Source organism: Pseudarthrobacter sp. NCCP-2145 (genome assembly GCF_023708005.1).
Lineage (GTDB): Bacteria > Actinomycetota > Actinomycetes > Actinomycetales > Micrococcaceae > Arthrobacter > Arthrobacter oxydans.
Genome location: NZ_BRCG01000019.1, coordinates 1 through 23,258, shown reverse-complemented (window position 1 = coordinate 23,258; position 23,258 = coordinate 1). Strand labels below are relative to the sequence as shown.

The 23,258-nt window shown below is 68.1% G+C and carries 25 protein-coding genes; 8 read left to right on the top strand and 17 right to left on the bottom strand.

Annotation, left to right across the window (positions count from 1 at the left end):
* Nucleotides 1-11: 11 nt before the first annotated feature.
* The 10 genes from rfaE2 to NFU08_RS15715 form a co-directional block, all read right to left on the bottom strand.
* Nucleotides 12-1,550 carry a D-glycero-beta-D-manno-heptose 1-phosphate adenylyltransferase gene (gene rfaE2 / locus NFU08_RS15760; RefSeq protein ID WP_251424587.1) on the bottom strand — a complete coding sequence of 513 codons (1,539 nt, stop codon included), beginning with the start codon at nt 1,548-1,550 and terminating at the stop codon, nt 12-14.
* Entirely contained in the window at nt 1,547-2,974 is a 1,428-nt protein-coding gene (locus NFU08_RS15755; RefSeq protein ID WP_251424585.1) for an aldehyde dehydrogenase, read from the bottom strand. The genes rfaE2 and NFU08_RS15755 overlap by 4 nt, the downstream gene beginning before the upstream one ends.
* Before the next feature lie 41 nt (nt 2,975-3,015).
* Nucleotides 3,016-3,732 (bottom strand): SDR family oxidoreductase, encoded by a 717-nt coding sequence (locus NFU08_RS15750; protein ID WP_251424583.1) that lies wholly within the window; start codon nt 3,730-3,732, stop codon nt 3,016-3,018.
* Between the two features lie 48 nt (nt 3,733-3,780).
* A complete protein-coding gene (locus tag NFU08_RS15745; RefSeq protein WP_251424581.1) occupies nt 3,781-5,253 on the bottom strand; it encodes a PfkB family carbohydrate kinase in 1,473 nt (490 codons plus the stop codon).
* Nucleotides 5,250-5,957, bottom strand: coding sequence for an SIS domain-containing protein (locus NFU08_RS15740; RefSeq protein ID WP_251424580.1), 708 nt, complete (start codon nt 5,955-5,957; stop codon nt 5,250-5,252). The genes NFU08_RS15745 and NFU08_RS15740 overlap by 4 nt, the downstream gene beginning before the upstream one ends.
* A complete protein-coding gene (locus NFU08_RS15735; protein ID WP_174179353.1) occupies nt 5,954-7,207 on the bottom strand; it encodes a glycosyltransferase in 1,254 nt (417 codons plus the stop codon). Before NFU08_RS15735 ends, NFU08_RS15740 begins: the two co-directional genes overlap by 4 nt.
* Nucleotides 7,204-8,238: a glycosyltransferase gene (locus NFU08_RS15730; protein ID WP_251424578.1), complete on the bottom strand. Its 1,035-nt coding sequence runs from the start codon at nt 8,236-8,238 to the stop codon at nt 7,204-7,206. The genes NFU08_RS15735 and NFU08_RS15730 overlap by 4 nt, the downstream gene beginning before the upstream one ends.
* Entirely contained in the window at nt 8,235-9,290 is a 1,056-nt protein-coding gene (locus tag NFU08_RS15725) for a glycosyltransferase family 9 protein (protein ID WP_174179474.1), read from the bottom strand. Before NFU08_RS15725 ends, NFU08_RS15730 begins: the two co-directional genes overlap by 4 nt.
* A 32-nt stretch (nt 9,291-9,322) precedes the next feature.
* The gene (locus tag NFU08_RS15720; RefSeq protein WP_251424576.1) at nt 9,323-9,859 is read right to left on the bottom strand and encodes an HAD-IIIA family hydrolase; all 537 of its coding nucleotides are present in this window, start codon (nt 9,857-9,859) and stop codon (nt 9,323-9,325) included.
* A gap of 275 nt (nt 9,860-10,134) precedes the next feature.
* Nucleotides 10,135-10,995, bottom strand: a complete 861-nt coding sequence (locus NFU08_RS15715; RefSeq protein ID WP_174179347.1) for a sigma-70 family RNA polymerase sigma factor — start codon at nt 10,993-10,995, stop codon at nt 10,135-10,137.
* A gap of 147 nt (nt 10,996-11,142) precedes the next feature.
* Between NFU08_RS15715 and NFU08_RS15710 the strand changes: the two genes are divergently transcribed.
* Nucleotides 11,143-12,198, top strand: a complete 1,056-nt coding sequence (locus tag NFU08_RS15710; RefSeq protein WP_251424574.1) for an NAD-dependent epimerase/dehydratase family protein — start codon at nt 11,143-11,145, stop codon at nt 12,196-12,198.
* Here NFU08_RS15710 and NFU08_RS15705 read toward each other — a convergent pair.
* A complete protein-coding gene (locus NFU08_RS15705) occupies nt 12,195-12,860 on the bottom strand; it encodes a hypothetical protein (protein ID WP_174179343.1) in 666 nt (221 codons plus the stop codon). The two genes, NFU08_RS15710 and NFU08_RS15705, sit on opposite strands and share 4 nt — an antisense overlap.
* A gap of 213 nt (nt 12,861-13,073) precedes the next feature.
* Here NFU08_RS15705 and NFU08_RS15700 point away from each other — a divergent pair, with 213 nt between their 5' ends.
* The 6 genes from NFU08_RS15700 to NFU08_RS15675 all read left to right on the top strand — a co-directional run bounded on the left by NFU08_RS15700 (nt 13,074) and on the right by NFU08_RS15675 (nt 17,426).
* The gene (locus NFU08_RS15700) at nt 13,074-14,039 is read left to right on the top strand and encodes a hypothetical protein (RefSeq protein WP_251424572.1); all 966 of its coding nucleotides are present in this window, start codon (nt 13,074-13,076) and stop codon (nt 14,037-14,039) included.
* Entirely contained in the window at nt 14,039-14,470 is a 432-nt protein-coding gene (locus NFU08_RS15695) for a phage holin family protein (protein ID WP_251424571.1), read from the top strand. Before NFU08_RS15700 ends, NFU08_RS15695 begins: the two co-directional genes overlap by 1 nt.
* Complete coding sequence (locus tag NFU08_RS15690) at nt 14,467-15,129, top strand: DUF3618 domain-containing protein (protein ID WP_251424569.1); 663 nt, start codon at nt 14,467-14,469, stop codon at nt 15,127-15,129. Before NFU08_RS15695 ends, NFU08_RS15690 begins: the two co-directional genes overlap by 4 nt.
* 115 nt (nt 15,130-15,244) lie before the next feature.
* On the top strand, nt 15,245-16,462 hold the full coding sequence (locus NFU08_RS15685) for a YihY/virulence factor BrkB family protein (RefSeq protein ID WP_174182207.1): 1,218 nt from the start codon (nt 15,245-15,247) through the stop codon (nt 16,460-16,462).
* Between the two features lie 396 nt (nt 16,463-16,858).
* The gene (locus NFU08_RS15680; RefSeq protein ID WP_174182209.1) at nt 16,859-17,116 is read left to right on the top strand and encodes a hypothetical protein; all 258 of its coding nucleotides are present in this window, start codon (nt 16,859-16,861) and stop codon (nt 17,114-17,116) included.
* A 133-nt stretch (nt 17,117-17,249) separates the two neighbouring features.
* Nucleotides 17,250-17,426, top strand: coding sequence for a CsbD family protein (locus NFU08_RS15675; protein ID WP_174182211.1), 177 nt, complete (start codon nt 17,250-17,252; stop codon nt 17,424-17,426).
* A gap of 102 nt (nt 17,427-17,528) precedes the next feature.
* On the opposite strand, the gene NFU08_RS15670 is transcribed toward NFU08_RS15675, so the two are convergent.
* The 6 genes from NFU08_RS15670 to NFU08_RS15645 form a co-directional block, all read right to left on the bottom strand.
* Entirely contained in the window at nt 17,529-18,272 is a 744-nt protein-coding gene (locus tag NFU08_RS15670) for a glycosyltransferase family 2 protein (protein ID WP_251424567.1), read from the bottom strand.
* Complete coding sequence (locus NFU08_RS15665; protein ID WP_251424565.1) at nt 18,269-19,672, bottom strand: bifunctional PIG-L family deacetylase/class I SAM-dependent methyltransferase; 1,404 nt, start codon at nt 19,670-19,672, stop codon at nt 18,269-18,271. The genes NFU08_RS15670 and NFU08_RS15665 overlap by 4 nt, the downstream gene beginning before the upstream one ends.
* Nucleotides 19,666-20,760, bottom strand: a complete 1,095-nt coding sequence (locus NFU08_RS15660; protein ID WP_174182217.1) for an acyl-CoA dehydrogenase family protein — start codon at nt 20,758-20,760, stop codon at nt 19,666-19,668. The genes NFU08_RS15665 and NFU08_RS15660 overlap by 7 nt, the downstream gene beginning before the upstream one ends.
* Before the next feature lie 62 nt (nt 20,761-20,822).
* Nucleotides 20,823-21,302, bottom strand: coding sequence for a Dps family protein (locus NFU08_RS15655; protein WP_251424563.1), 480 nt, complete (start codon nt 21,300-21,302; stop codon nt 20,823-20,825).
* Between the two features lie 102 nt (nt 21,303-21,404).
* Entirely contained in the window at nt 21,405-22,082 is a 678-nt protein-coding gene (locus tag NFU08_RS15650) for an O-methyltransferase (protein WP_174182221.1), read from the bottom strand.
* A gap of 122 nt (nt 22,083-22,204) precedes the next feature.
* Nucleotides 22,205-22,528: a thiamine-binding protein gene (locus NFU08_RS15645; protein WP_174182222.1), complete on the bottom strand. Its 324-nt coding sequence runs from the start codon at nt 22,526-22,528 to the stop codon at nt 22,205-22,207.
* Between the two features lie 120 nt (nt 22,529-22,648).
* Between NFU08_RS15645 and NFU08_RS15640 the strand changes: the two genes are divergently transcribed.
* A partial coding sequence (locus NFU08_RS15640) for a TetR/AcrR family transcriptional regulator (RefSeq protein WP_251424562.1) occupies nt 22,649-23,258 on the top strand: 610 nt, incomplete at its 3' end.

The window sequence follows — 23,258 nt, the reverse complement described above, 5'->3', positions numbered from 1 at the left end:
AGCTCTTAACCCTAGTTGGTCTGCACGGCCCCTTCGCCGTCCCGGATCTTGTTCACCACAGCCGTCGTGGAACGGTCGGCCACGTAGTCCAGGATGGCAACGCGGCCGCCGTACTCCTCCACGGCAGGGGTCTCGGCCAGCATCTCCGGGGTGTAGTCCCCGCCCTTGGCGTAAACCTCGGGACGCAGCTGCCGGATCAACGGAGCTGCGGTGGGGGTGTCGAAGACCGTCACGTAGTCCACGCAGCTCAGCGCCGCCACCACGGCCGCCCGGTCCGCCACCGCGTTGATGGGACGGCCGTCACCCTTGAGCCGCCGCACGGAGTCGTCGCTGTTGAGCGCCACTACCAGGATGTCCCCCAGCTGCTTGGCCTGGTTGAGGTAGCGGGTGTGGCCGCTGTGCAGGACGTCGAAGCAGCCGTTGGTCAGCACGATCCGCTGGTCCTGGGCGCGGTGCAGCTCCAGCTGCCGTTCAAGCTCGCCGGCGTCCAGCGCGGTGTCCGCGAACGCCTTCAGGTAGCGGCTGAGCTGCGCCGTGCTGCAGACCGACGTGCCCGGCTGGTGGACCACGACGTCGGCTGCCGACTGCGCCAGGTCCAGGCTGGCCGTGAGGGGCAGTCCGGCCGACCTCGCCAGTGTGAGCGCGGCCACGAAGGTGTCACCGGCTCCCGATGCCTGTTTCTCGGCAGCCGGGCGTGCCCACGTCCGGTGCGTCACGCCGTCGGGCCTCAGCAGCACGGTTCCGTCACGGTCCAGGGTGACCACCACGGCAGCCGCACCCGTGGCCTCCAGCAGTGTCCCGGCGTGCCTGCCCACTTCCGCCACCCTTTCCTGTCCGTCCGGGAGCCGGAGGTCCAGCATCCGCGCCGTTTCCTGCGCGTTGGGGGTTACCAGGTCCGGGTGGAGCGGCGCCCACGGGCGGGGGTCGTGGGAGTCAACCACCAGCAGGGGCCGCGCGCCAGGCTCCCCGCGGTCCCTGCCGGCGAGGGCGTCCGCCAGGGCCCGCCGGACGGGATCCGCCAGGACGCCGGTGCCGTAGTCACAGACCATCACCGCCTGCCGGTGTTCGACGGCGGCCCGCACCGACGCCGCAAGTTCGGCCAGCGCTTCGGCGGGCACGGAGCCGGCTGAGTCATCGATGCGGAGCATCACCTGGCCGCCGCTGCTGATCCGGATCTTGGTGGTGGTGACCATGTCCGGGTGGTCAAGCAGGTGCGTGACATCGATCCCGGCTGCCACCAGCTGGTTGCGGAGGTCCACGCCGGCGTCGTCGGTGCCGATGATGCCCGCCACCGAGACGCGGGCTCCCAGGGCGGCCAGGTTCATGGCGGTATTGGCCGCTCCGCCGGGTACCGACTCGCGGTTCTGCACGTCCACCACCGGCGCGGGGGCTTCCCGGCACAGCCGCTCGATGCTGCCGCTCCACCAGCCGTCCAGCATGACGTCGCCAAGCACCAGGACGGCCGGCCGTTCCGCAGCGATCCGTCCAGGCAGCCACTCCGCGAGGGCGCGCTGCTGCGAAAGATCCGCCGTTTCCGGCGCCGTGGTCACGGCTGGTCCCCTGCCAGGGCAGCCGCCGGGGGCGCCGCAATGTGCACCACTTTGACCCGGCTGAACTCGTCCAGGAGTTCGGGGCCGTACCCGAAGCCGGCGCCGCTGATGCCCCGCGGCTGGGCGGCCCCGCCCGGGGCCCCGCCGAAGACCTCGTTGATTTTCACGGTGCCTACAGGGAGGGCGGCCACCGCCTGCTGGATGTGGCCGATGTTGGCGGACAGCACCGTGGCGGCCAGGCCGTACTTGCCGCTGCACGCCAGCCGCAGGCCGTCGTCGAACGAGGTCACCACCTGGACCGGGGCAACGGGGCCGAACGTCTCCTCCGTCATGACCTCCATCCGCTCCGTGCATCCGGTCAGCACCGTTGCCGGGTAGAAGGAGCCCGGCCCGTCCGGGAGCGTCCCGCCTTCCACGGCGTGCGCCCCCTGCTGCAGCGCGTCGGCCACGTGGGCGTGGACCGCATCCCGCATCCGTCCGTCCACCAGCGGGGCCACCGTGCCGTTGCCGTTCCGGAGCGCTGCTTCCGCCTCCAGCGCAGCGCAAAACTCCGCCGCGATGGCTTCATGGACATAGATCCGTTCAACCGCCACACAGATCTGGCCGCTGTTGCTGAAGGCGCCCATGGCGGCCTGTTCAGCCGCCCATACGGGATCGACGTCGCGGTCCACCAGCAGTGGATCGTTCCCGCCGTTTTCCCGGATGACGTGTGCACCGGACTGTGCCCCGGCCCGGGCAAGATGGGCACCGGCAGCACTGGATCCGACGTGGGCGATGACGTCCACGTCCGACTGTGCCAACAGCGCGCCGACGCCCGCTCCGCCGGTGACTGTCTGGAACACCCCGGGCGGGAACGCCGGGGCAAGGACCTCCCCCAGCGCCTCGCCGAGGCGCGGGCAGCGTTCGCTGGGCTTATGGACCACCGTGTTGCCGGTGACCAGCGCGGCACCGATCAGTCCGCAGGCCACGGCGACGGGATCGTTCCATGGGGTCAGGAGGGCTGCCACTCCCCGGGGCTCCGCCACGGTGTAGTCCGACGCGAGCTGGCTTCCGCGCAGGCTAAGGCCGCGGTGGACAGGGCCAAGCTCGGCATACTGTTCCAGCGTGGACACACCGGCCGCAATCCCCGCCAGCGACTCCTCCACCGGCCGTCCAGTTTCGCTGGCGTTGAGCCCGGCCAGTTCCCGGGCGGCGGCATCGAGCGCCCGGGCGGCGCCCCGGAGCGCGGCGCCCCGGTCCGACGGAGCGGTGGCGGCCCAGTCCGAAGCTGCGCTCCGGGCAACGTCCACGGCGCGGGCTACGGCCTCAGGTCCGGCCTCCGGCACGGTCCACAGGACGTCGCCGGTGCGCGGGTTGCGGATGGTGATCCCGGCTCGTTCTGCTGATTCGGCGCCTGTGATTGTTTCGACTGCAGTGGTAGGCATGGTGTTCCTCCCGTCGGTTTCCGGTCTGGTGGTCTGTTGGCTTAGGGCCAGGAACCCTCTTCCTCATGGCAGATCAGCATTTCGCGGACCTCGCATCCCCTGGGCTGTGACAGGGCGAAGAGGATTGCCTGCGCCGTGTTGGCGGGGTCATTGAGGCGCGAATCGTCCTGCGGCTTGTACTGCTCCGTGCGGTCATCGAAGAAGCGGGTCTTCATGCCCCCGGGGATCATGGTGGTCACGCCGATCTCCCCGCCCGTTTCTGCTGCCAGCGCGTGGCTGAATCCCACCACGCCGAACTTGGAGGCGCAGTAGGCGGTGGCGTCAGCGACTGCCCGCTTCCCCAGGGTGGAGGCGACCGTCACCACCCGGCCGTGGCTAGCCTTGAGGTAGGGCAGGGCAGCCCGGACCACCGAGACCGTGCCCATGAGGTTCACTCCGATGACTTTTTCCCACTCGGCCGCTTCGACGTCGGCCAGTTTGCCGCAGCGGTCGATGCCGGCGGCGGTGACCACGGCCTCCAGTCCGCCCAGGGACTCCGCGGCTTCCTTCACTGCCGCTTCCACGGCCGCGCGGTCCGAGACGTCCACTTCGAACGCCTTCACCGCAGACACGCTGCTGATATCCCGGTCCAGCACCACCGGGGTGCCGCCTGCCTTGAGGACGGCGTCGACGACGGCGGCCCCCAGTCCGGAGGCACCTCCGGTAACGAGCACGCGGCCGGGGGTAGTGGTTGCGGGCGCATTTACTTCTGCAGTCATGGTGTTCCTTTCGATGGGCAAAACGAAAAACCTTGGGCGGCGGGGCGGTCAGCCCACCTTGGCGAGGGCGTCGGCGAGGCCCGTGGTGGAACGGGCAGGGTGGTACGGCACGGTCAGGCAGCGGCCGCCCCACTGCTCCACGAGTTCGGCCTCCGGAAGGCGGGCGCCTTTGTAGTCCCCGCCTTTGACCCAGATATCCGGGCGAAGGCGATCCAGGGCGGCCACTGGTGTGTCGTCGTCGAAGATCATCACCGCGTCCACGCATTCCATGGCCAGCAGCAGTTCGGCCCTGTCCTGCTGGCCGATGATGGGGCGGTCCGGCCCCTTGAGCCGGCGGACGGATTCGTCCGAGTTGAGGCAGACGATCAGGCAGTCGCCCAGTTCGCGGGCTGCTGCAAGGGACCGGACGTGGCCGGCGTGCAGCAGGTCGAAGCAGCCGCCGGTGGCCACCACGGTCCCGCCGGCCTCCCGCACCGTGCGGGCCAGCAGCAGCGGTTCGCGGGTGCGGCGCCTGCTGCCTCCCTGGGTGCGGGGCGCTGCCTGGCTCCGCGCATCCCGGGCAGCCGACGTGGAGGACGCGTGGTCCGGCAGGGCGGACACTCCCCCGCTGGCGAGGAAATCCGCCGCGTCACGGACTGCCAGGCCCGCAGCCTCACCGAGGTCGCGGCCGGCCAGGAGGTGGACCGCCAGGCTGGCTGCAAGCCGGTCTCCGGCCCCGCAGGGATCACCTGCTTCCACCCGCGGTGCCGGGACCGCTTGAGGAGAGCCGCTGCCCTTCCGCAGCAAAACCGCTCCCTGTTCGCCCTTGGTCACCAGGACGGCGCGGCTCTGCCACTGCTCCAGCAGGATCCGGCCGGCCCGGACTGCGGGGTCCTGTACTGCTGGGTCCTGTGAACCTGCGTCCTGTACTGCTGGGTCCTGTGGACCTGCGTCCTGGAAGCCGGCATAAGCCTGCGCAGCCTTGCCCGCCTCGGCGGCGTTTGGCGTCACCACGGCCACCCCCGGAACGGGGTCCGGCCCGGAAGGATGCGGGTCCCAGATGATAGGCACCCTTCCCGCAAGCCCGGCCAGGAGGTCCCTGAGCTGCGGATTCGCCGCCAGTCCCCTGCCGTAGTCGGCCACGATGATCACGCCTGCCTGCTCAACCGCGCGGAGCATGGCGGGGCTGGCATCCGGAACGGGAGCCTTGCCGCAGCCCTCGTCAAAGCGCACCACCGGGTGCGATCCCGCCCTGACCCGGGTCTTGACCGGCGAGGGGTGGCCGCTGGGGCCGGACACAAGCCGCACCCCGGCGAGGTGCGCTTCAAGCTGGCGCCCGGCGTCGTCGTCGCCCATGACAGTCACCAGGGTGACGGGCCAGCCGTCCTCCGCGAGCATCCGTGCCACCAGGCCGGCGCCGCCGGCCCGCCGCTTCACCCGGGAGACGTCCACCACCGGAACGGGCGCGTCGGGGCTGAGCCGGGTGGCCTCCCCTGACAGGTCCACGTCCAGCATCACGTCACCCACCACCACGATCCTCATGACCGGCCCCGTCCCTGGAGCCCGGCGTCGGGAGTGCTTCGCCGCCCCACTTCCAGGTCGAAGGCACGGCACATGGCATGCAGGGCGATCAGGTGTCCTTCCTGCGCATTGGCGTTAAGGGCGTCAATCATCACTGCCTCGTCACACGCGTCGGATAGGGGGTTGGGGCCGGCCCCGGTGAGCGCCCAGGTGGTGATGTTGAGCCGGGACGCGACCTCCGCGGCCCGCAGCAGGTTGGGACTCTTGCCGCTGGTGGACAGCAGTATCAGCACGTCGCCGGACCGGCCGTGGGCACGCACCTGGCGCGCAAAGACGTCGTCGTACCCATAGTCGTTGGCGATCGCCGTGACGGCCGAGGACTCGGCATGCAGGGAAATCGCGGAGAACGGTACGCGCTCGCCGTCGAACCTGCCCACCAGCTCGGCAGTGAGGTGCTGGGCCTCCGCGGCGGAACCGCCGTTGCCTGCGGCCAGGAGGCGCTGCCCGCGCAGCAGGCGGTGCGCCAGGTCCATTCCCCACGCCGCAAGCCGGCCGGACTGGCGGCGCAGCGAATCCAGCGCCGGCAGGACGTTGTCCAGGTGGGCCTGCACGATGTCCGCGGTGGCCGGGTCCACAAAGCCGGAGCCGGGCAGGACGGCCGGCAGCGCCGGAGGGGCGGGCAGGGTCCTCAGGCCGGCGTCACGCAGGGACCAGTCCGGAGTCACAGTGCCGCTCCTTCCATCGGGGCAACACCGGCAGGAGCTCCCGCCACCGCCAACTGGTAGGCCTTTTCGGTTTCGGCGGCCACCCGGTCCCAGGAGTACCGGGTGCGGGCGCGGACCTTTCCCGCGTTGCCCAGCTCGGCCCGCAGGGACCGGTTGCGGAGCAGCATGGCCAGGGCAGAAGCGATGGCTTCCGGATCGCGGGGCGGCACGTGCAGCCCGGTTCCATGGTCCACCACGGTGTCACGGAGACCGCCGACGGCGGCAGCCACCACGGGGACGCCGCAGGCCATGGCCTCCAGCGGAACGATGCCGAAGGGCTCGTACCAAGGGGCGCACACCACGGCGTCTGCGCTGCGGAAGATCCCGGGCATCTCACCGCGGGCCACCTGGCCCTGCAGCCGCACCTGGTCCGCCACACCGAGTTCAGCGGCAAGGCCCAGCAGCCGGCGCACCTCCGGATCCGCGTCAAGCACCCCCGAATCCCCGCCGCCGCCCACGATCAGGAGCTCGACGTCGTCGAACCCCGACTCGCGCAGGTAGGGAAGCGACCGGATCACCAGGTCAACGCCCTTGCGCGGCACCAGGCGGCCCACGGAGAGGATCCGGTGGCCTGCTGTCCGTGCAGCCGTGGGACCGTCGGCGGAAAAGAAGTCCAGGTCCACGCCGCAGGGGGCGATGGAGATCTTGCCGGTGTCGATGCCCATGGCCTTGAGCTCGAACACCTCGTCCGAGCAGGTGGCGATGATCCGGTCCGCGGACCGGCCCACGCCGGGTTCGAGCCAGCGGCGTTCCTGCGGACTGGTGTCCTCTGCGCCTTGATGCCGGCGCTTGACCGTTCCCAGCGCGTGGAAGGTCTGGATGACGGGGATCCGGTATCCGGAGGCGGGGCGCCTGGCGGCATCCAGGGCAGCCAGGCCAGACATCCAGAAGTGGCCGTGCACCACGTCCGGGGGCCGCAGGCTCCAGTCCCTGGCCACACCGTCGGCGAGTTCACCCATGAAGGGCAGCAGCCCGTCCTTCGGAACGTGGCGTGCCGGTCCGGCATCCACGTGGACCACTTCCAGGCGGGGCCCCACCCGGACCCGGGCGGGGAGCTCCGTTGCGTCCCTGCGGGTGTAGACGGTGACGTGGTGGCCGCGCCTGGCCAGCGCTTCGGACAGTGCGGCGACGTGCACGTTCTGCCCGCCGGCGTCCACTCCGCCCAGGGCCGCCAAGGGGCTGGCATGTTCTGAAATCATCGAGATTCTCATGGGGTCTTCCTCTCCCGCGCCGGAACAAGGATCCGCTCGTCCAGGCCGTTGTTGCCGCGCTGCCTTGGTTCAGCCGCCAGGTCCCCCAGGAGCTCGTCCCAGCGTTCCTGGAACCTGCCCAGCCCATAGCGCTCCAGTGCCGCCTCACGCGCGGCAGCTCCCCGCCGTCGTGCTTCCTCCGGGTTGGCCACCAGCCGCCGCGCACAGCGGAGCAGCTCGTCGATGTCGGCGGACACGGCGCCCGCTTCCGGCGGCACCGCCCGAGGTGCTTCGGTGGTTGCCAGGGCAACCACCGGCATTCCCAGGTGCATGGCCTCCAGGAGGGACAAACCCAGCGAGGTCCAGCGCATCGGGTGGACGTAGACCCGGCAGCGTGCCAGCTCGCGGTGCAATTCCTGCGTCTTCAGGTCGCCGCGGGAGGTCAGCCGGAGCGCGTCAACGCCGGTGGCAGCGGCGAGGCCGTCCGTTTTCATACCGAAGACCTGCAGGGGTGCCACCGAGGCGAAGGCCGGCAGCAGGTCCGTCCCCGTCACGCGGCCGCGCCGGACGGGTTCATTGACCACCACGCCGAGCTCCGCCAGTTCGCCCGTGTAGAGCTGCCCGGGGTCTGGTATTCCGTGCTCGATCACCGTTGAAACCGCAGCTCCGTTGTCCCAGGCGAGCCGGTTGAAGTGCGTTACATGGACCAGCGGGATCCCGGCCTGGTCCGCGAGCGGATGCCTTGTGAAGGGGAAGTTGCCCTTGGGGGTGTTGTGCTCCACGTACACGGCCGGCAGGTCCGCGCCGGGCCGGCGGCCCAGGACCCGCGCAACTTCGTCGACCTCCTCCGGGCGTTGCAGGACGACGGCGTCCACGGCGTCAGCGTCCAGCGACGCCAGTTCCACTTCACGCACTGATGCGGGCCAGTCCCGGCCGGCACGGCCAAGCCCCCACGGCCCGCCGCCGGGCAGGACAGGGAGCAGGTACTCGTGACGGCCGCGCACAAAGGCGTCCGTCCAGGAACCGTGGACATGCCAGAGCAGGATTCTCATCTGTTGCGGGCCTTTCTACGGGTACTGACGTGGGTACTGAAAGAGCTCACTCCGCCCATCAGCCGTTCGACTGCCGCCACGACTTCCTCGGGCGAGACGGAGTCGAGGCAGGGGTGTCCCGGAACCGGGCAAATGCGGGCGCGGGTCAGCCGGCAGGCAGCGTTCTGGTCCCCCAGGAGTTCCAGCGGAACCCCGTAGGGTGCCCAGCGGATGGCCGGCACCACCGGGGAGAACAGGCAGGCAACGGGAGTGCCGACGGCGGCCGCGAGGTGTGCGGGACCGGTGTTGCCGGTGATGACTGCCCCGGCTCCCGCCATGACGCCGGCCAGCGAGGTGAGGTCAGTCCTGCCGCCAAGGTCCAGCGCCGAGGGACCTGCCACTGTGGCGGTCAGGGACGTTTCGCCTGGGCCTCCGGTGACCACCACGCGGTGCCCTGCACCCTGGAGGAGTTCGACGGCGGCCGCGTGGTGCAGCGGCGGCCAGGCCCTGGCGGGGACGGCCGCGCCGGGATGGACCACAATGTACGGATCGTGCCCTACCAGGTCCGCGACATCGGGAACGGAGGCGAGGCGGAGCTTGCCGTCGTCGCCAGCCGGGAGCCTGAACCCTGCCGCTTCCGCGATGCCCAGGGCGCGTTCGGCCTCAGGCTGGTCCTCCGGAAAGTCCTCCCCCGGTTTCAGCCGGACGTCAAGGAGGGACCCGGCGTAATCGGTGGACGCCCCGGTAATGCGCTCGACGCCCGCCAGCCGCAGCAGCAGCGCCAGCGGGAGGGGTGACTGGTGGAAGGACGTGAGGATGACGGCTTCGGTGATCCTGGAGTTCCGGACATAGTCGATAAGCCTGTCCGCGTGCGGGCCGGTCATCGCCGGTGCCGGGTTCATGATCCAGGGGCTGTCCCAGCTGTACACCTCTGCGGCCCCCGGCAGCATGGCTGCGGCAGCTTCTCCCTGCCTGCCGCAGAGCATCACCACGTGGTTGGGCCTGCTGCCGTCCGGGATCCGCCCATTGGCCACGGCCCTGACGGCAGGACCGGACAGGAGGACATCGCCCATGCTGTCCAAACGCGCCACCAGGACGCGGCCCGTCACCGCCCCTCCTGCAGCAGGCGCACGGCGCCGGCCAGGTCCTGCGCCACCAGCGGCGCTTCGGCCACTTCCGCGGAGAGGGTCACGGGGGTAGGGACCAGGACGCCCGTGGCACCGGCCGCCTCCGCGGCCCTGACATCGGCGCCGATGTCGCCGATCAGTGCCGCGCCGGACTCCGGTATGCCGAGCTTCCGGCAGGCGCTGTGGACCATGCCCGGGGCCGGTTTGCGGCACAGGCACCCGTCCTGTTCGGCGTGCGGACACACTTCCCAAACGTCAAAGGGGCCAAGCAGTTCCTCCACCCTGGCATTCACCCGGGCGACGTCGTCGGCAGTGATCATGCCCCGGGCGATGCCGGACTGGTTGCTGACCACCCCGGTGGCTATGCCTTCGGATCGCAGGGCGTCAAGCACCGCTTTGGCGCCGGGCATTGGCCGGACAAGGTCCGGATTCCCGTTGTACGGCACATCGACCACCAGGGTTCCGTCCCGGTCGAACAGGACAGCCCTGAGCCTGGATGTTTCGGTGCTTACCATGTCCTCCCTGTTCCCCTCTGCCGATACCCCTAAACAGGGCCGGACGGTTTTCTCAACTGTCGTTTGTTATTCGTCCCCGGGCGCTGAACAGGCAAGATAAGGCTGTTATTGCCTGCCTGTTGCGCGTCATTCGGGGTGTTCCTGCGGCTTGGGCCGCGGGGTGCTGGGTGCCGGAGAGGGGCTCCGAAATTCACGCTCCGGGTTCCCGTGCTGCGGATCCGGGCGCTGCGGATACCGGGCCCCTTCCGATTCGTTTGGCCAGGGGAGCCGGGCGGCTAGCCCGTCCGCGTCCGGGAAGTCCTTCCGTGCGAAGTGTTTCCGTGCGCTGCGTCCCCCTGTACCGGGAGCGCGCTGCCCTCCAGCCTGCGCTGGAGAGCCACCAGTACCCGGGCAAGCCGGCGCGATACCTGCATCTGGGACATGCCCAGCCGCCTGCCCAGCTGCACCTGGGTCTCCTCGCAGAAGTAGCGGCGGTACAGGAGTTCCCTGTCCGCGGGATCCAGGTCCTGGATGGCATCACGCAGGCAGGCGAGCTCCTCGAGGCGCTCCAGCGGCGTCTCGGGGCAGGCCAGCACCTCACCGATGGACGGTGCGTCGGAGTGCGGGTTAACGGCGTCCAGCGAGTCCGGGTGCATGCTGCTCGAGGCCGAGATGGCTTCCTGCACGGCGGCGGGATCTTCGTCCAGCGCCCCTGCCAGTTCGGCCACGCTGGGATTCCTTCCCAGCGACTGGGTGAGCTCCGGCTCAGCCCGGAACATCCGGGTGCGCAGGTCCTGGATGTGCCGTGGCGGGCGGACCACCCACGTGCGGTCACGCAGGTACCGCTTCAGCTCACCCGTGATGGTGGGGGCTGCATAGGCGGGAAAGCTGTCGCCCTTGGACTGGTCAAAACCGCGGGCAGCCTTCACGAGCCCAAGGTAGGCCACCTGGTTCAGGTCCGCGCGTTCTCGTCCGCGCGCCTCAAACCGGCCAGCCAAGGCCTCAGCCAGGTCCAGGTAGCCCAGGACCAGATCGTTTTCGAAGGTCTGGCGCAACCGTCCCGATCTGGGGCCGGAAGGGCTTGTTTGCAGGGGTTTTGGCTGGTGCTGGTGGACGGGCATCGTATCCACGGCAAGTGCGGGAAAGTACTCGGGCATTGTCGTTGGTTCCCTCTGGTAGGGGTCCGAAAGCCTGCGGCAAGACTCAGAAGTAGGAAATCATAAGGTTGCTTATAAAACAATGGTTCCCGGATATAGGCTCTGTGTGTCAGCCGTACCGAGAGGCCACGCCAAGGAGTCCTTGCCATGCACATCGCCATCACGGGTGCCAGCGGAAATGCCGGAACAGCACTCCTCCGCAAGCTGCAGGCCCAGCTGTCTGAAAAGCCGGGAAGCCTGAAACTGACGGGCATCAGCAGGCGCCGCCCGGACACCGGCCGGGAACCCTACTCCGGCGTTGAATGGCACACCCTGGATATCGGCCTGGATAGTGACCGCGCCCAGCTTGATGCCGCCCTGGAAGGTGTGGATTCCGTTGTCCACCTGGCCTGGCAGATCCAGCCCAACCGGGATTTGGAAGAGCTGTACCGCACCAATGTGGCGGGCACCAGGAACGTGCTCGCGGCAGCGTCCAGGGCCGGGGTGAAACAGGTGGTGTGCGCTTCTTCCGTCGGTGCCTACAGCAAGGCGCCCAAAGATCAGCGACGCGACGAATCCTGGCCGGTCAACGGCATGGCGGGCTCGCACTACAGCCGGCACAAGGCGGAGCAGGAAGCAGCCCTGGACGCGGTCATGGCAGCAGAACCGGGCATCTCGGTGGCAAGGCTCCGGCCAGGGCTGATTTTCCAGTCCGATGCCGGAAGTGAAATCGGCAGGTATTTCCTCGGCCGGCTCCTACCACGTCTCTTGCCGGGGAAACTGAGGATTCCGCTCCTGCCCGCCCCGGACGACCTGGTTTTCCAGGCCGTGCACGCTGATGACGTGGCGGATGCATACTGGCGCGTGATCGACCAGCGCGCTTCCGGAGCCTTCAACATTGCGGCAGAGCCGGTACTGACGCCCCAGGAACTTGCCCGCATCCTGGGCGCCCGCAGGATCCTCCCCATCCCCATGGGACTGCTTCATAGGGTCGTCGGACTGACCTGGCGGCTGAGGCTCCAACCCACCGACTCCGGATGGGTGGAGATGGCTGCCGGCGCTCCCATCATGGACACCGACAGGGCCCGCCGCATCCTCGGCTGGGAGCCGACGATACCTGCCACGGATGCCGTCCGGGCAGTACTCCGGGGCATGGGAACGGGGGAAGGAGTAACTCCCTCCCCCGTGCTTAAGCCAAGGAAACCGGCACTGCCCGCGGACTAGATTCCCGAACCCGGTTCCTCCCGGTCACGGCTGCTGCTGCGGTCATGGGTGGAACCCCGGTCGGGGCGGTCATCCTGCACCCCGTCGTCCCGGACGCCGTCATGGGCAACGCCTTCACGGGCAGCCTCCCCGCGCCGGACGCCATCATGGCCGGCAACGCCGCGGTCATCATGGCTCGGCTGGGCCCCGGGGACACCCCGGCCATCAGTGCCGCGGCCTGCGTCAGCGGCGCCATCCCGCACGCCCTCGTGGCTGACGCGCTCGCGGTTGCTGCGGTCCCGGCGGTCCGGATTCACATCGCCTCGGCGGTCGCTGTGAACGTCAGGGTCGAGCTCGTCCGCCTTCCGCGCGCGTTCATTCACATCGTCGCGGAGCGCCTTGGCTTCCGTTGCCTCCTGATCGGCCTGCTGGCGCAACCTGGCTGCGTCCACCGCAGCCTGTTCTGCATCCGCCCTGGCCCGCGCGGCTTTCGCTTCACGCTCCCGGGCGTCCAGTTCTTTCGCCTCGGCCTCGCGGCGGATTTCCGCCGCCTTCTCCCGGTGTTCGTCGTCCCGCTTCTGCTGGATCGCCTTCCGGCGCCGTCCGCTTGCCAGCAACAGCAGCACAATCAGCACCACCACAACAACGGCAACTACCACCCAAACCCATGGAGCTGTTTCCAACTTACCCACCACTTTCCACTTGACGTGACCGGACGGACTGCGCCCTTCCGGCTGACTCTGCTGGAGCTGTTTTGAACTCGTTTTGCACTGGAACTGTTTTGAACTGCTTTAGCAAGGGTACTTACCTTTTATTAGTAATCATGCTTATTATTTTACGGCCAGTACTGCTGGTTCTTGATCAACAACCGGCCTTCTTGGAAAGAGAGAGCGAAGATGACAGAGAACCAATGGCCCGAGGATCCCGCAACCACGGCTCCCCCGGCCTCCACAGGAATTCCGGGTGAGCGGTCCGCCGCCACTTTCCCGTCAGCCGCAACTCCCCAGTACGGTGCAGGCCAGGCCGACGACAGCACGGGGACCTCCCGCAAGGATGCGGCCAAGGAGGAAGCGGCTGATGTCGCCCGCACGGCGAAGGGCTCAGCCCAGAACGTTGCCCAGACCGCCAAGGAAGAAGCCGCGCACGTGGCGTCCGAGGCGAAGCACAGCGCGCAGGACCTGTTGCACCAGGCGAAGTCCGGGCTGACAAGCCAGGCCGGCACCCAGCAGCAGAAGGCCGCCGAAGGCATGCGCAACATCTCCAGCCAACTGCACAGCATGGCCACCGCTCCAGACCAGCAGGGAATGGCCAGCGACCTGGTCCGGCAGGCTGCGGAGCGCACCTCTTCCATGGCGTCCTGGCTGGAGAACAAGCAGCCGGGGGACATTCTCGGCGAGGTCCAGCGGTTTGCCCGCAACAACCCCGGAACTTTCCTCCTGCTTGCAGCCGGAGCGGGCGTCCTGGCCGGCCGCCTCACCCGCGGGCTGACAGCCGGGGCACCGGAGTCTTCATCCACCAGCGGCGCCACTGGCACGGCAGGGCTCTACTCCGGCACGCCCTACGGCGACCGGTACACCGAGTCCTACGTGCCGGCGGGCGGCACCGTACCGCCCCCTCCGGTCCAGCTCCCCGGCCCGGCCACCACAACGGCAGGATACGACGGCGGCGCACCAGGCAGCAGCTACTCCGACCCCACGCGTCCCGCCAGCCCCCTGGATAGTCCGCAGCTGGTCGAAGAACCGTGGTCCGGAAACCGGATTGCCAATGATCCGCTGGGCGACCGCGACCTTGCCGACGATCCCATGGCAGGCGATCCCCTCACCCGGGACCGTTCCAGGGATGGCCAGTCTGGCGGGCTGTGATGAGTAGCTCCATTCCGGAACCCGCTCCGAGTGCGGCGCACCAGAAGGCGGACAACGCCTCGCTGGGTGAGCTGCTCGGGGACGTGACCCGTGACCTGTCCACGCTGATGCGCCAGGAAGTCGAGCTGGCCAAGGCCGAGCTGAAGCAGTCGGCCACGAAGGCCGGCAAGGGCTCGGGCATGCTCGCCGGGGCAGGCGTGGCAGGACACTTCGTCCTGGTGTTCCTGTCCCTGGGCCTGATGTTCGCCCTGGGCGCCCTGATGCCGCTGGGCTGGGCCGCCCTGATCGTCGCCGTGGTCTGGGGCATCATCGCCGCGGTCCTGGCCTCGATCGGCCGCAAGGAACTCAAACAGGTCAAAGGCCTGCCCCAGACCGGGGAAACCCTGTCCGAAATACCCCCAACCCTAAAACCAGGTGAGGTAACCCGATGAGCGATAACCCGGACGCAATCCGTTCAGACATAGAAGCCACCCGCGCACGCCTGGGCACCAACGTCGACGCCGTGGCAGACAAAGTCACCCCGTCCAACATCGTCCACCGCCAGACCGACAAGCTCAAAGACACTGTCAGCGGGGTCAAGGAGAAAATCATGGGCGCAGCAGACTCAGCCAGCACCACCGTCCACAACACCGTCCACACCGGCGCCGGACACACCGGCAACGCACTGCACTCCACCGGGGACACCCTGCACGGAGCCAGGGACACCGCCGCGGCCAAACTCGGCGACGCAGGAACAGCGATCTCCAACGCACCGGACCAGGTCAAGGCCAAAACCCAGGGCAACCCCCTGGCCGCAGGCCTGATCGCCTTCGGCGCCGGCATGCTGATCTCCTCCCTGATCCCGGCCAGCCAAAAAGAACGCGAAGCCGCGGACCAGCTCAAAACCGCCGCCCAGCCCCTGGCCACCCAGGTCACCGACGCCGCCAAGGACATGGTCCAGGACCTCAAGGAACCCGCCCAGGAAGCCATGGAAAACGTCAAGGCCACCGCCACCGACGCCGCCCAAAACGTCAAAGCAGAAGGCCAACACGCCGCCACCGACGTCAAAGACCGCGCCACCGACGCCACCTCAAACGTCAAAAACACCTAAGCGGCATCCAGTACACCGCGGCACACGCAAGGCACCCAGCACTACCTGACAGGCCGGCCCCGCCAACCGCGGAGCTGGCCTGTCCGTTTTTCGCCCCTTATCGAGAGGACACCCCATGGCCACTCATGACGCATCCGAGAGCAGCACCGCCAAAGCAGGCCAGGCCCCGGCACCCGATGATTCCCGGAAGCCGGAGAGTCCGAAAGACCTCGTCAAGCCGAACTGGAAATACATTGCCAAGAAGACCCTTCGGGAATTCAGCAAAGACCAGTGCCCCGACCAGGCCGCAGCCCTGACCTACTTCGCGGTCCTGTCACTGTTCCCGGCCATCCTGGCCCTCATCTCAGTGATCGGGCTCTTCGGCGATCCCCAGAAAACCACCAGTGCCCTGCTGCAGATCGTGAGTGGTTTTGCCCCTGCCGAGACGGTCAACACCGTCAGCGGAACTGTCGAAGAATTGGCCAGCGCACCAGCCGCAGGGCTGACCCTTGTCCTTGGCCTGGCCACCGCCCTGTGGTCCGCCTCAGGGTATGTCGGCGCGTTCGGCCGTGCCATGAACCGGGTCTACGAGGTGGATGAGGGCAGGCCCTTCGTCAAGCTGCGCGGAACCATGCTGGTGGTCACCCTCCTCGCCGTCGTCATCGTGGCCATCCTGGCCGGCATGCTGGTCCTGAGCGGCCCGGTAGCAGAAGCGGTGGGCGGCCTGATCGGCCTCAGCGGCGTCTTCCTCGCTGTCTGGGACATCGCCAAATGGCCTGTCATGGTGGGACTGATCATCGTGATCATCGCCGTCCTCTACTACGCCACGCCCAACGTCAAGCAGCCCAAATTCAAGTGGATGAGCCTGGGGTCCGGCATCGCCCTCTTCATCTTCCTGCTGGCGTCGCTGGGGTTCGGTTTCTACGTCGGCAACTTCGGCAACTACAACAAGACCTACGGCGCCCTGGGCGGCGTGATCGTGATGCTGCTGTGGCTCTGGATCCTCAACATGTCGCTGCTCTTCGGTGCGGAATTCGACGCCGAAATGGAGCGCGGCCGCCAGCTCCAGGCGGGCATCAAGGCAGAGGAAACCATCCAGTTGCCGCCAAGGGACACCAAGAAGAGCGAGAAGCTGCAGAAGCAGGAGGAAGAGGACATCCGGCACGGACGGGAAATCCGTGAGAAGTACAGCGCCGGGAACGGCGGGGACGAGTCCTCGGACGAGGGCCGGGACCAGGACGGGGGCCGCGGCTCCGGGGAGCCCCGGGAACCGCACCGGGACCGGGTCCGGGACAAGGTACGCGACCGCGCCCTGGGCGGAAACCAAGACCGGGGCGGAAACGACGCCCGGTAGGGCATTCCGCGGGGACTAGGCAGGACCTTCAAGATGGGAGAAAATTGTCTTGGAGGTCCTGTTTGGGTTTCCCGGGTTTTAACAAGGGATCCGGGAGCAGGCGGGGCCGGCGGTGAGATGGCCTCTTCTGAGACCGAGGCCAGTCCCCCCAGTCGCCGTCGGCCCCCTCGATCCACGCGGTCCAGCCAACCCCACCGGTCCACTCCACATGCCGTGATGCCTCCACCAGCCGGGCTTTTCCGCCTGCCTGCCGAGCCTGTCCAGACTGGGCTGCCTAACTGGACAAAGCGAGCCGCCCTGCCATACCTTCATGATTACTCTGTTGAGCCCCTCCGGGGCCGGCAGGGCCGCTGAAGCAGATACGGCGGCATCAAGGTCGAGCCCGAATGAGCGAACATGCCTGCTACACATTTTGAAGATTTTCTTGCCGAAGCAGTTGTCGCGGACAGGGAGCCGGGGCTGGGCCTCGGACGCGATGAGCTATATGGCCTCTACACCAGCTGGTGCCTCCTCCACAAAGCCCAGCTTCAGCCGCCGGAAGCACTGTGGGTGGCGTTGGGAACCCACGGAATCAACCCGGATAGCAACAACCTTTCCATGACCGGTCCTGCAGCCGCGGATTACATCGTCGCCAGCGCCCCCGACCTGGTCTGACACGTTCCCGCCGTTCGCCTCAGGCAGCGGCTCCCCGGTGCAGCCAGCCATCTGTTGAAGCAACCCCTGGCTAGCTAGCATGGGAGCATGACCTGCGTATCGCCGCAGGTCACCAGCCGAAGGGAGAAATGCCATGGGTTTGGACGACAAGATCGACAACGCCGCCGAGAAGATGGCCGGCAGGGCCAAGGAAGCGGCCGGCAAGGCGACTGACGACGAAAGCCTCCGGGCCGAAGGCCAGATGGACCAGGCCAAGGCTGACTTAAAGCAGGCCGGCGAGAAGGTCAAGGACGCTTTCCGGAAGGACTAGTCCTTCTCAAAGGGGCTGCTGCGCAACCGCAGCAGCCCCGTCCCGTTGATTACGTTCCCGCTAAACCACGTTCCCGCACATCCTGCCGCCCCGGGGCTGCCTTTATGCTTCCGGCGCCAAGGCGATCTCCATGCCGAGCGTCCGCAGATAGGCCCCGAAGCCCTTCGGGGCGCGGGCCTGTGTGCGGCCGGATGTCCGCACGCGGATTGTGTCCGTGGCCCTGACATCAAACCCGTGTTCCCGCAGCCGCCCTGCGAGCACCCTGTCCTCATGCGAGAGGTGCCGCGGGAACCCGCCCGCCACAAGGTACGCCGAACCGCGGACGCCGAGGTTTGCCCCGAAGACGTGCGGGTGGTCCTCCCCGAAGGAGTGCATCGACTGCCAGCGGCTGAGCAGTTCAGGTGCCATCCCGGCGGGGTCCACTTCCACGGACCCGAGCACCGCATCGGCTCCCGCCGCAGCCAACTCGAGCTGCCCCACGAGCCAGTTGTCCGGAACCACCGAGTCGGCGTCGGTGTTCGCCAGCCACAACCCGGCCTCGTCGCCAGGGCTTGCATCTGCCCCGGCACCCAGGGCCCGCCAGATTCCCGCGCGCCTGCTCCTTCCCACGCTTCGAAAGGCGACCGGAAGGACAGAGAAGCAACTGTTCCGGGCGGCGTATGAGGACGCTATGGCAGCAGAACCGTCCGTGCACGAGTCAAGGACCGCGAGAACCCTGACATCGGTTCCCGGCTGGACCTGCCGGAGTGTTGATGCGGCGGCCTCCACGCCGGCCAGGGCTCGGCCCAGGTGTTCCTCCTCGTTGTGGACCGGAATCACCACGGCCACCCTGTCAATGGGCGTCAAGCAGGCACCGCCGCCGGGGGCGCAATCAGGGTCTCCAGCAGGAAGTCCCGCTCCCGGTAGAGTCCGGCGGTGGGCCACGCCAACCGGTCGCGCACCCGGGTGTGGACTGCTTCACCGTCCAGCTCCCAGCCGGAAATGGGGTGGCGCCAGTGGCACAGCAGCAGGGTGCCGCCCGGGAGGATCGAGTCCCTAATTTTTTCGGCAAGGGCATCGAGTTCACCGGCGGCGAGGTAGTACCCCACCTCGGACACCACCACCAGGTCGTAGTTCCCGGCAGGCCACTCGGCAGGCAGGGTCAGCTGCCTGGCGGTGACGCCTGGAAATGGGGCCAGGCGTTGCGCTGCGTGCGCCAACGCTGCACCGCTGGCGTCCACGGCCAGCAGGCTGGTGCACCGCGGGGCAAGATCTTCCGTCAGCGTGCCGATGGAGCAACCGATCTCCAGGGCCGCGGAATAGTGTTCAGAGGGCAGCGCTGCGAGCGTCAGGGCGCGCTTCCGCCGCTCGTACCAGCTGGTGGTGTACTTCCAGGGGTCCGGCTCCCGGCTGTGGATGCCGTCGAAGATGCCCTGTGCTTCCTTGCTGGTGCGCGGCACGGTACCGGGGCTTCCTGGTTTTCCGGGCATGAACTCCTGCGGGGCAGTCCAGGCGAAGGTTTCAAACGGGCGGGAGAAGTGCCGCAGGAAGGACCCGCTCAGGAGGACCTCGTCACCGGGGTGCGGAGACAGCGGCCGGGTCTGGCTGGCATGCTCCTGCATGGCCCGCTCCTTGACGGACTGCACTCCGGGCTCCAACGGCATCCTCACCCAGGATTGCCATTCGGGGTGCCCGGGGGTGGCCCAGTGCCAGTACCAGATGGGGTATTCCAGGAGTGCGTATCCATTGTCGGCGGCAACAGCAGCGGCCGCAGCGCCGAGGGCATCGTGGTCGGCATGCCCGTCGGCGCGGTACGGCGCAACAATGGCGAGCCGGCCGGCAGAACCGGCCAATGCTGCGGCGGCTTCGCTGACCGAACGGGTGATGCCGGCAGTGCGCTCCGCCAGGCCGCTGTCCGGCAGGCCGAGGTACCGCCAGCGGCCGTTCAGCCCCAGGTGGTCCAGGGCCGCGGCGAACTCTGCCAGGCGCCTGGCAGTCAGTTCTTCCCGGGAGACTGTTGCCGACCCGGGATGCGAGGCCTCCCCTGCCGTGCATAACAGCACTTCCACCTCTGCGCCGAGGGCGTGCAGCCGCGCCAGCAGGCCGCCCGCTCCGAGCGTCTCATCGTCCGGGTGGGCGGCAAGGACCAGGAACCGCATGGCAGCAAGCTCCTCCGGACCGAGTGGAAGCTCAGGAATGACCGGAAGGCCCCGAGCGGACCAGGCCGACTCGTCAGTCCCCTCATCCGTGTGCAGGAAGGTCACCACGAAGCGTCACCTTTCAGGGTCAGGGAGCCCAGTTGGGCGTCGTCACGCATGCCGTGGTGCTGGCGGACGTACAGCGCCAGGTCAGCCATCCGCTTGGCATACGTTCGGTCGAAGGCCAGCGGTCCCGGCCCGCGGTTGCTGCCCACTACAGTCAGGACGCGTTCGACGGCGGCGGCACAGGTTCCGCGCACGCGCAGCGCATCGCTCCAAGGCGAAACCCGCGCGGCGTCCCGCTGATGGGAAGACCCCTGGTCGGCGGGCATCTGTCCCCGCCGGTCGATGCCTTCCGCTGTACCTGCCAGGTACTGCAGCGCGGAGGCCAGGGTGCGGTCCAGCTCGCCCAGCGAGGCCAGCGCAACCTGGTCCGGCTCCCGGCCGGAAAGGCGTCCGGCACGGAGCGAGTCACGGTAGTCGCGGGCGATGCCCACGGCTCCCCCGAGCCAGCACGCGGCCACCCCCATGCCGCCCCACGCAAAACCAGGACGGCTGTAGTACCAGTTGGTTCCCTGCAACGGCTCAGCGGGGACCCGGTCGAACCAAACGGTCCCGCTGGGAATTTCCTGCAGCCCCCTGGCCACCCACTCCGGTTCCTCGCAGGTCACGCCGGCGTGGCGCAGGTCCACGGCGAAAGCCGCACGGCCGCCGTCGTCCGTGTGGGCAGTGACAACCGCGTGGTCAAGCACCTGGGCGAGGGAACACCACGGCTTGGCGCCGCTCAAAAGCACCCCGGAACCGTTGCTCTCCGCGGTGAGCCGCATGCCTGGACCTTCCGCCGCAAAAACACCCCACGCGCCGCCGGCACGGGCAGGATCATGCCCTGCCTGGGCCAGGATTGCCAGGGCATCCAGGTGCGGCTCGAAGACCCGGGCAGCTGCAACGTCGATGGCGGCAACTGTGGCCAGCAGCTCCCAGAGAAGACCCGTGCTGCCTTCACCGGGCCGCGGCCACTCCTTTCCGGCTTCCTGCGCCAGGCCAAGCAAAACAGGCACGTTGCCGGCACCGGCGGAGACTGCCTGGAACAAAGGATCCAGGCAGTCCGGACCTTCCCTTCCGGCGGAGAGCCGGACCGCTGCGTTGGTGCCGGGCATGGCGTCCCCGGCGGATGGTGCGCTGTGTTTTTTGGAGAGTTCCTGCATCGTGGCGGCGGCGCCTAGGTGCCGACCGGCTCGGTGACGGAGGCTGTGGGTGCCATGGTTTCGGCGTTGACCATCCAGGCCAGCTGTTCCAGCCGCTCGATGGCAGCGTGGAGCAGGTCGGCGCTGGTGGGGTCTTCCTCATCCACCTCGTCGTGGACATCCCGCATGGTCTGGACCGTCCGCTCCAGCCGGGCGGTGATGAGTTTGACGGTCTGCTTGGTGGAGGTCAGGCCTTCGGGGAACCCGTCCAGCCGGGTTCCGGCGGCGACGGTGCCGCTGCGGCCGTCCGGCAGGGCATGCAGCGCGCGCATCCTCTCCGCGGCCTGGTCCGCGAAGAGCCGGGCGGCTGCGATGATCTCGTCGAGCTGCAGGTGCAGGTCGCGGAAGTTTGTGCCCACGAGGTTCCAGTGCGCCTGCTTTCCCTGCAGGTGCAGCTCAATGAGGTCCGTAAGCACCGTCTGAAGGTTGCCGGCAAGGGTGGGTGACGCTTTCATCAGTTTCCTCCACTGCTGCTGTTGGTCCGGCTGGTCGCCAGCCGGATTCTGATTCTAAGCATACTTAGCAGTTTGTTGGGCAGGAAGGTCCCGGCGCGGGTGCTACCGGATGCGTGCAAGCGCGAAACCGTCCCAGCCTTTGGATCCAACGGTCTGGATGACGGTGGCGTCGAGCCGCGGGTGCCCGCCCAGAAGCCTGAGTGCCTCAATGATTCCCGGCGCGTTGACCGGGTCCATTCCGGGGTCCAGGATTGCCCCCTCCCAGACGGCGTTGTCCAGGACCACCGTGGCTCCCGGCCTTCCCAGCCGGACGGCCCAGTCCAGGTAGCGGCTGTTGTTCTCCTTGTCCGCGTCAATGAAGATGAAATCGAAGGGCTCCCGGCCCTCCTCCTCCAGCGCCGCCAGGGTCTCCAGCGCAGGACCCAGCCGGATCTCCACCTTTTCCCCCAGGCCGGCGGCATCGATGTTGGCCCACGCGACCTCCGCGTGCTTGGGCAGGAATTCGCAGGTGACCAGGGTTCCGTCAGAAGGGAGGCCCCGGCCCATCCAGATGGTGCTGAAGCCGGCGAGCGTGCCAATTTCGAGCACGCGCCTGGCCCTGGACAGCTGGACCAGAAGCTTGAGGAGCTTGCCTGCGTTGGGCGCCACTTCGATGGCGGGCATCCCGGCCTCGGCGGCGGAACTGATGGCCTGCTGCAGCGCAGGATCCGGATGGACCACGACGTCGGACAGGAACTCTTCCGCCGCAATCCACTCCGGACGGGGATGGTGCTCAAACATTGCCACAGTTTGGCACGGGGTGGCGTTGGAATCCAGAGAAGTTGGGTGCCGGCGACGGCAGGGGCCCGGAGAATAACCTGGTGCCGGCGAAAGGCCGACGGCGGGCCCGGGGGCTCCGCGGGTCAGGAACCGTCTGCGAGCGCTTCTTCCAGGCGGTCCACCTTTGCAGTCAGTTCCCCTGTGTAACCCGGCCGGATATCAGCCTTGATCACCAGGGAGACGCGGCTGCCGTACCGCCCCACTGCCTCCGTTGCCCGCTTGACGACGTCGAAGACCTCGTCCCATTCACCTTCGATGGTGGTGAACATCGAGTCCGTTGTGTTGGGCAAGCCCGACTCCCGGACGATTTTGACGGCGGCGGCAACGGCGTCGTGCACTGACGCGTCAGTGGGCCGGGAACCTTCGCTGGGAGCGCCGGACGGGGCGACAGAAAACGCAAGCAACATGAGGCCAGTGTGCCACGCCTTGCGAGCGGTGACAGGGCAGGATGGCGCCCGCGAGCGTCACATAACCCCCTACCGCGCAGTAACGGTGTTCGCTGAAAGCTCCGTTGCTAACCTTTTCGCATGAGCCTCGCAGTCGCCCGTAAGCCCCTCCGTGCCGACGCAGCGCGGAATGTGGACAAGATCATCACGGCGGCCCGGCAATGCTTCCGCGAATTTGGGCCTGAGGTACCGCTGCAGACCATCGCGGCTACCGCAGGGGTTGGCCCGGCCACCCTCTTCCGCAATTTCGCGGACAAGGAAGAGCTGGTACTGGCCGCCCTTAACCGGCAGCTCCGCCTCACCGTGGATCCCGTGGTGGACGGCGCCCTGGCGGACATCGACGGGGCCGCCGGCTTGTTGCGGGTCCTGGAAGCACTCATGGACGCGGCCAGCGCTGACGCCAACCTGCTGGGAGCCGTCGCGGGGCGGCGCGAACTCCTGACCGGCATTACCGGCTCACTCATGGAATCCATCAGCGTGCTGCTGGTGCGCGGGCAGGGGCAGGGAAGCCTGCGGGCGGACATTTCCATGACGGACATGTTCCGGTTGCTCGCCATGCTCATCGGCGTGGTGGACACCATGGAGCCCGGTTCCGACGCCTGGCGCCGTCCGCTGGCCCTGGTTGAGGACGCCATCCGGACCACGCGACCCACCCGCCCCCTGCCGGCCCACGTGCCCGTCCCGTCCACAC

Coding starts and splice junctions, on each gene's coding strand:
- NFU08_RS15680 (WP_174182209.1), top strand. CDS start 16,859: ATGCCTGCTACACATTTTGAAGATTTTCTTGCCGAAGCAGTTGTCGCG.
- NFU08_RS15730 (WP_251424578.1), bottom strand. CDS start 8,238: ATGAGAATCCTGCTCTGGCATGTCCACGGTTCCTGGACGGACGCCTTT.
- NFU08_RS15660 (WP_174182217.1), bottom strand. CDS start 20,760: ATGCCCGGCACCAACGCAGCGGTCCGGCTCTCCGCCGGAAGGGAAGGT.
- NFU08_RS15685 (WP_174182207.1), top strand. CDS start 15,245: ATGGCCACTCATGACGCATCCGAGAGCAGCACCGCCAAAGCAGGCCAG.
- NFU08_RS15645 (WP_174182222.1), bottom strand. CDS start 22,528: ATGTTGCTTGCGTTTTCTGTCGCCCCGTCCGGCGCTCCCAGCGAAGGT.
- NFU08_RS15690 (WP_251424569.1), top strand. CDS start 14,467: ATGAGCGATAACCCGGACGCAATCCGTTCAGACATAGAAGCCACCCGC.
- NFU08_RS15700 (WP_251424572.1), top strand. CDS start 13,074: ATGACAGAGAACCAATGGCCCGAGGATCCCGCAACCACGGCTCCCCCG.
- NFU08_RS15710 (WP_251424574.1), top strand. CDS start 11,143: ATGCACATCGCCATCACGGGTGCCAGCGGAAATGCCGGAACAGCACTC.
- NFU08_RS15715 (WP_174179347.1), bottom strand. CDS start 10,995: ATGCCCGAGTACTTTCCCGCACTTGCCGTGGATACGATGCCCGTCCAC.
- NFU08_RS15650 (WP_174182221.1), bottom strand. CDS start 22,082: ATGTTTGAGCACCATCCCCGTCCGGAGTGGATTGCGGCGGAAGAGTTC.
- NFU08_RS15655 (WP_251424563.1), bottom strand. CDS start 21,302: ATGAAAGCGTCACCCACCCTTGCCGGCAACCTTCAGACGGTGCTTACG.
- NFU08_RS15695 (WP_251424571.1), top strand. CDS start 14,039: ATGAGTAGCTCCATTCCGGAACCCGCTCCGAGTGCGGCGCACCAGAAG.
- NFU08_RS15725 (WP_174179474.1), bottom strand. CDS start 9,290: ATGGGCGATGTCCTCCTGTCCGGTCCTGCCGTCAGGGCCGTGGCCAAT.
- NFU08_RS15745 (WP_251424581.1), bottom strand. CDS start 5,253: ATGAGGATCGTGGTGGTGGGTGACGTGATGCTGGACGTGGACCTGTCA.
- NFU08_RS15750 (WP_251424583.1), bottom strand. CDS start 3,732: ATGACTGCAGAAGTAAATGCGCCCGCAACCACTACCCCCGGCCGCGTG.
- NFU08_RS15675 (WP_174182211.1), top strand. CDS start 17,250: ATGGGTTTGGACGACAAGATCGACAACGCCGCCGAGAAGATGGCCGGC.
- NFU08_RS15735 (WP_174179353.1), bottom strand. CDS start 7,207: ATGAGAATCTCGATGATTTCAGAACATGCCAGCCCCTTGGCGGCCCTG.
- NFU08_RS15720 (WP_251424576.1), bottom strand. CDS start 9,859: ATGGTAAGCACCGAAACATCCAGGCTCAGGGCTGTCCTGTTCGACCGG.
- NFU08_RS15755 (WP_251424585.1), bottom strand. CDS start 2,974: ATGCCTACCACTGCAGTCGAAACAATCACAGGCGCCGAATCAGCAGAA.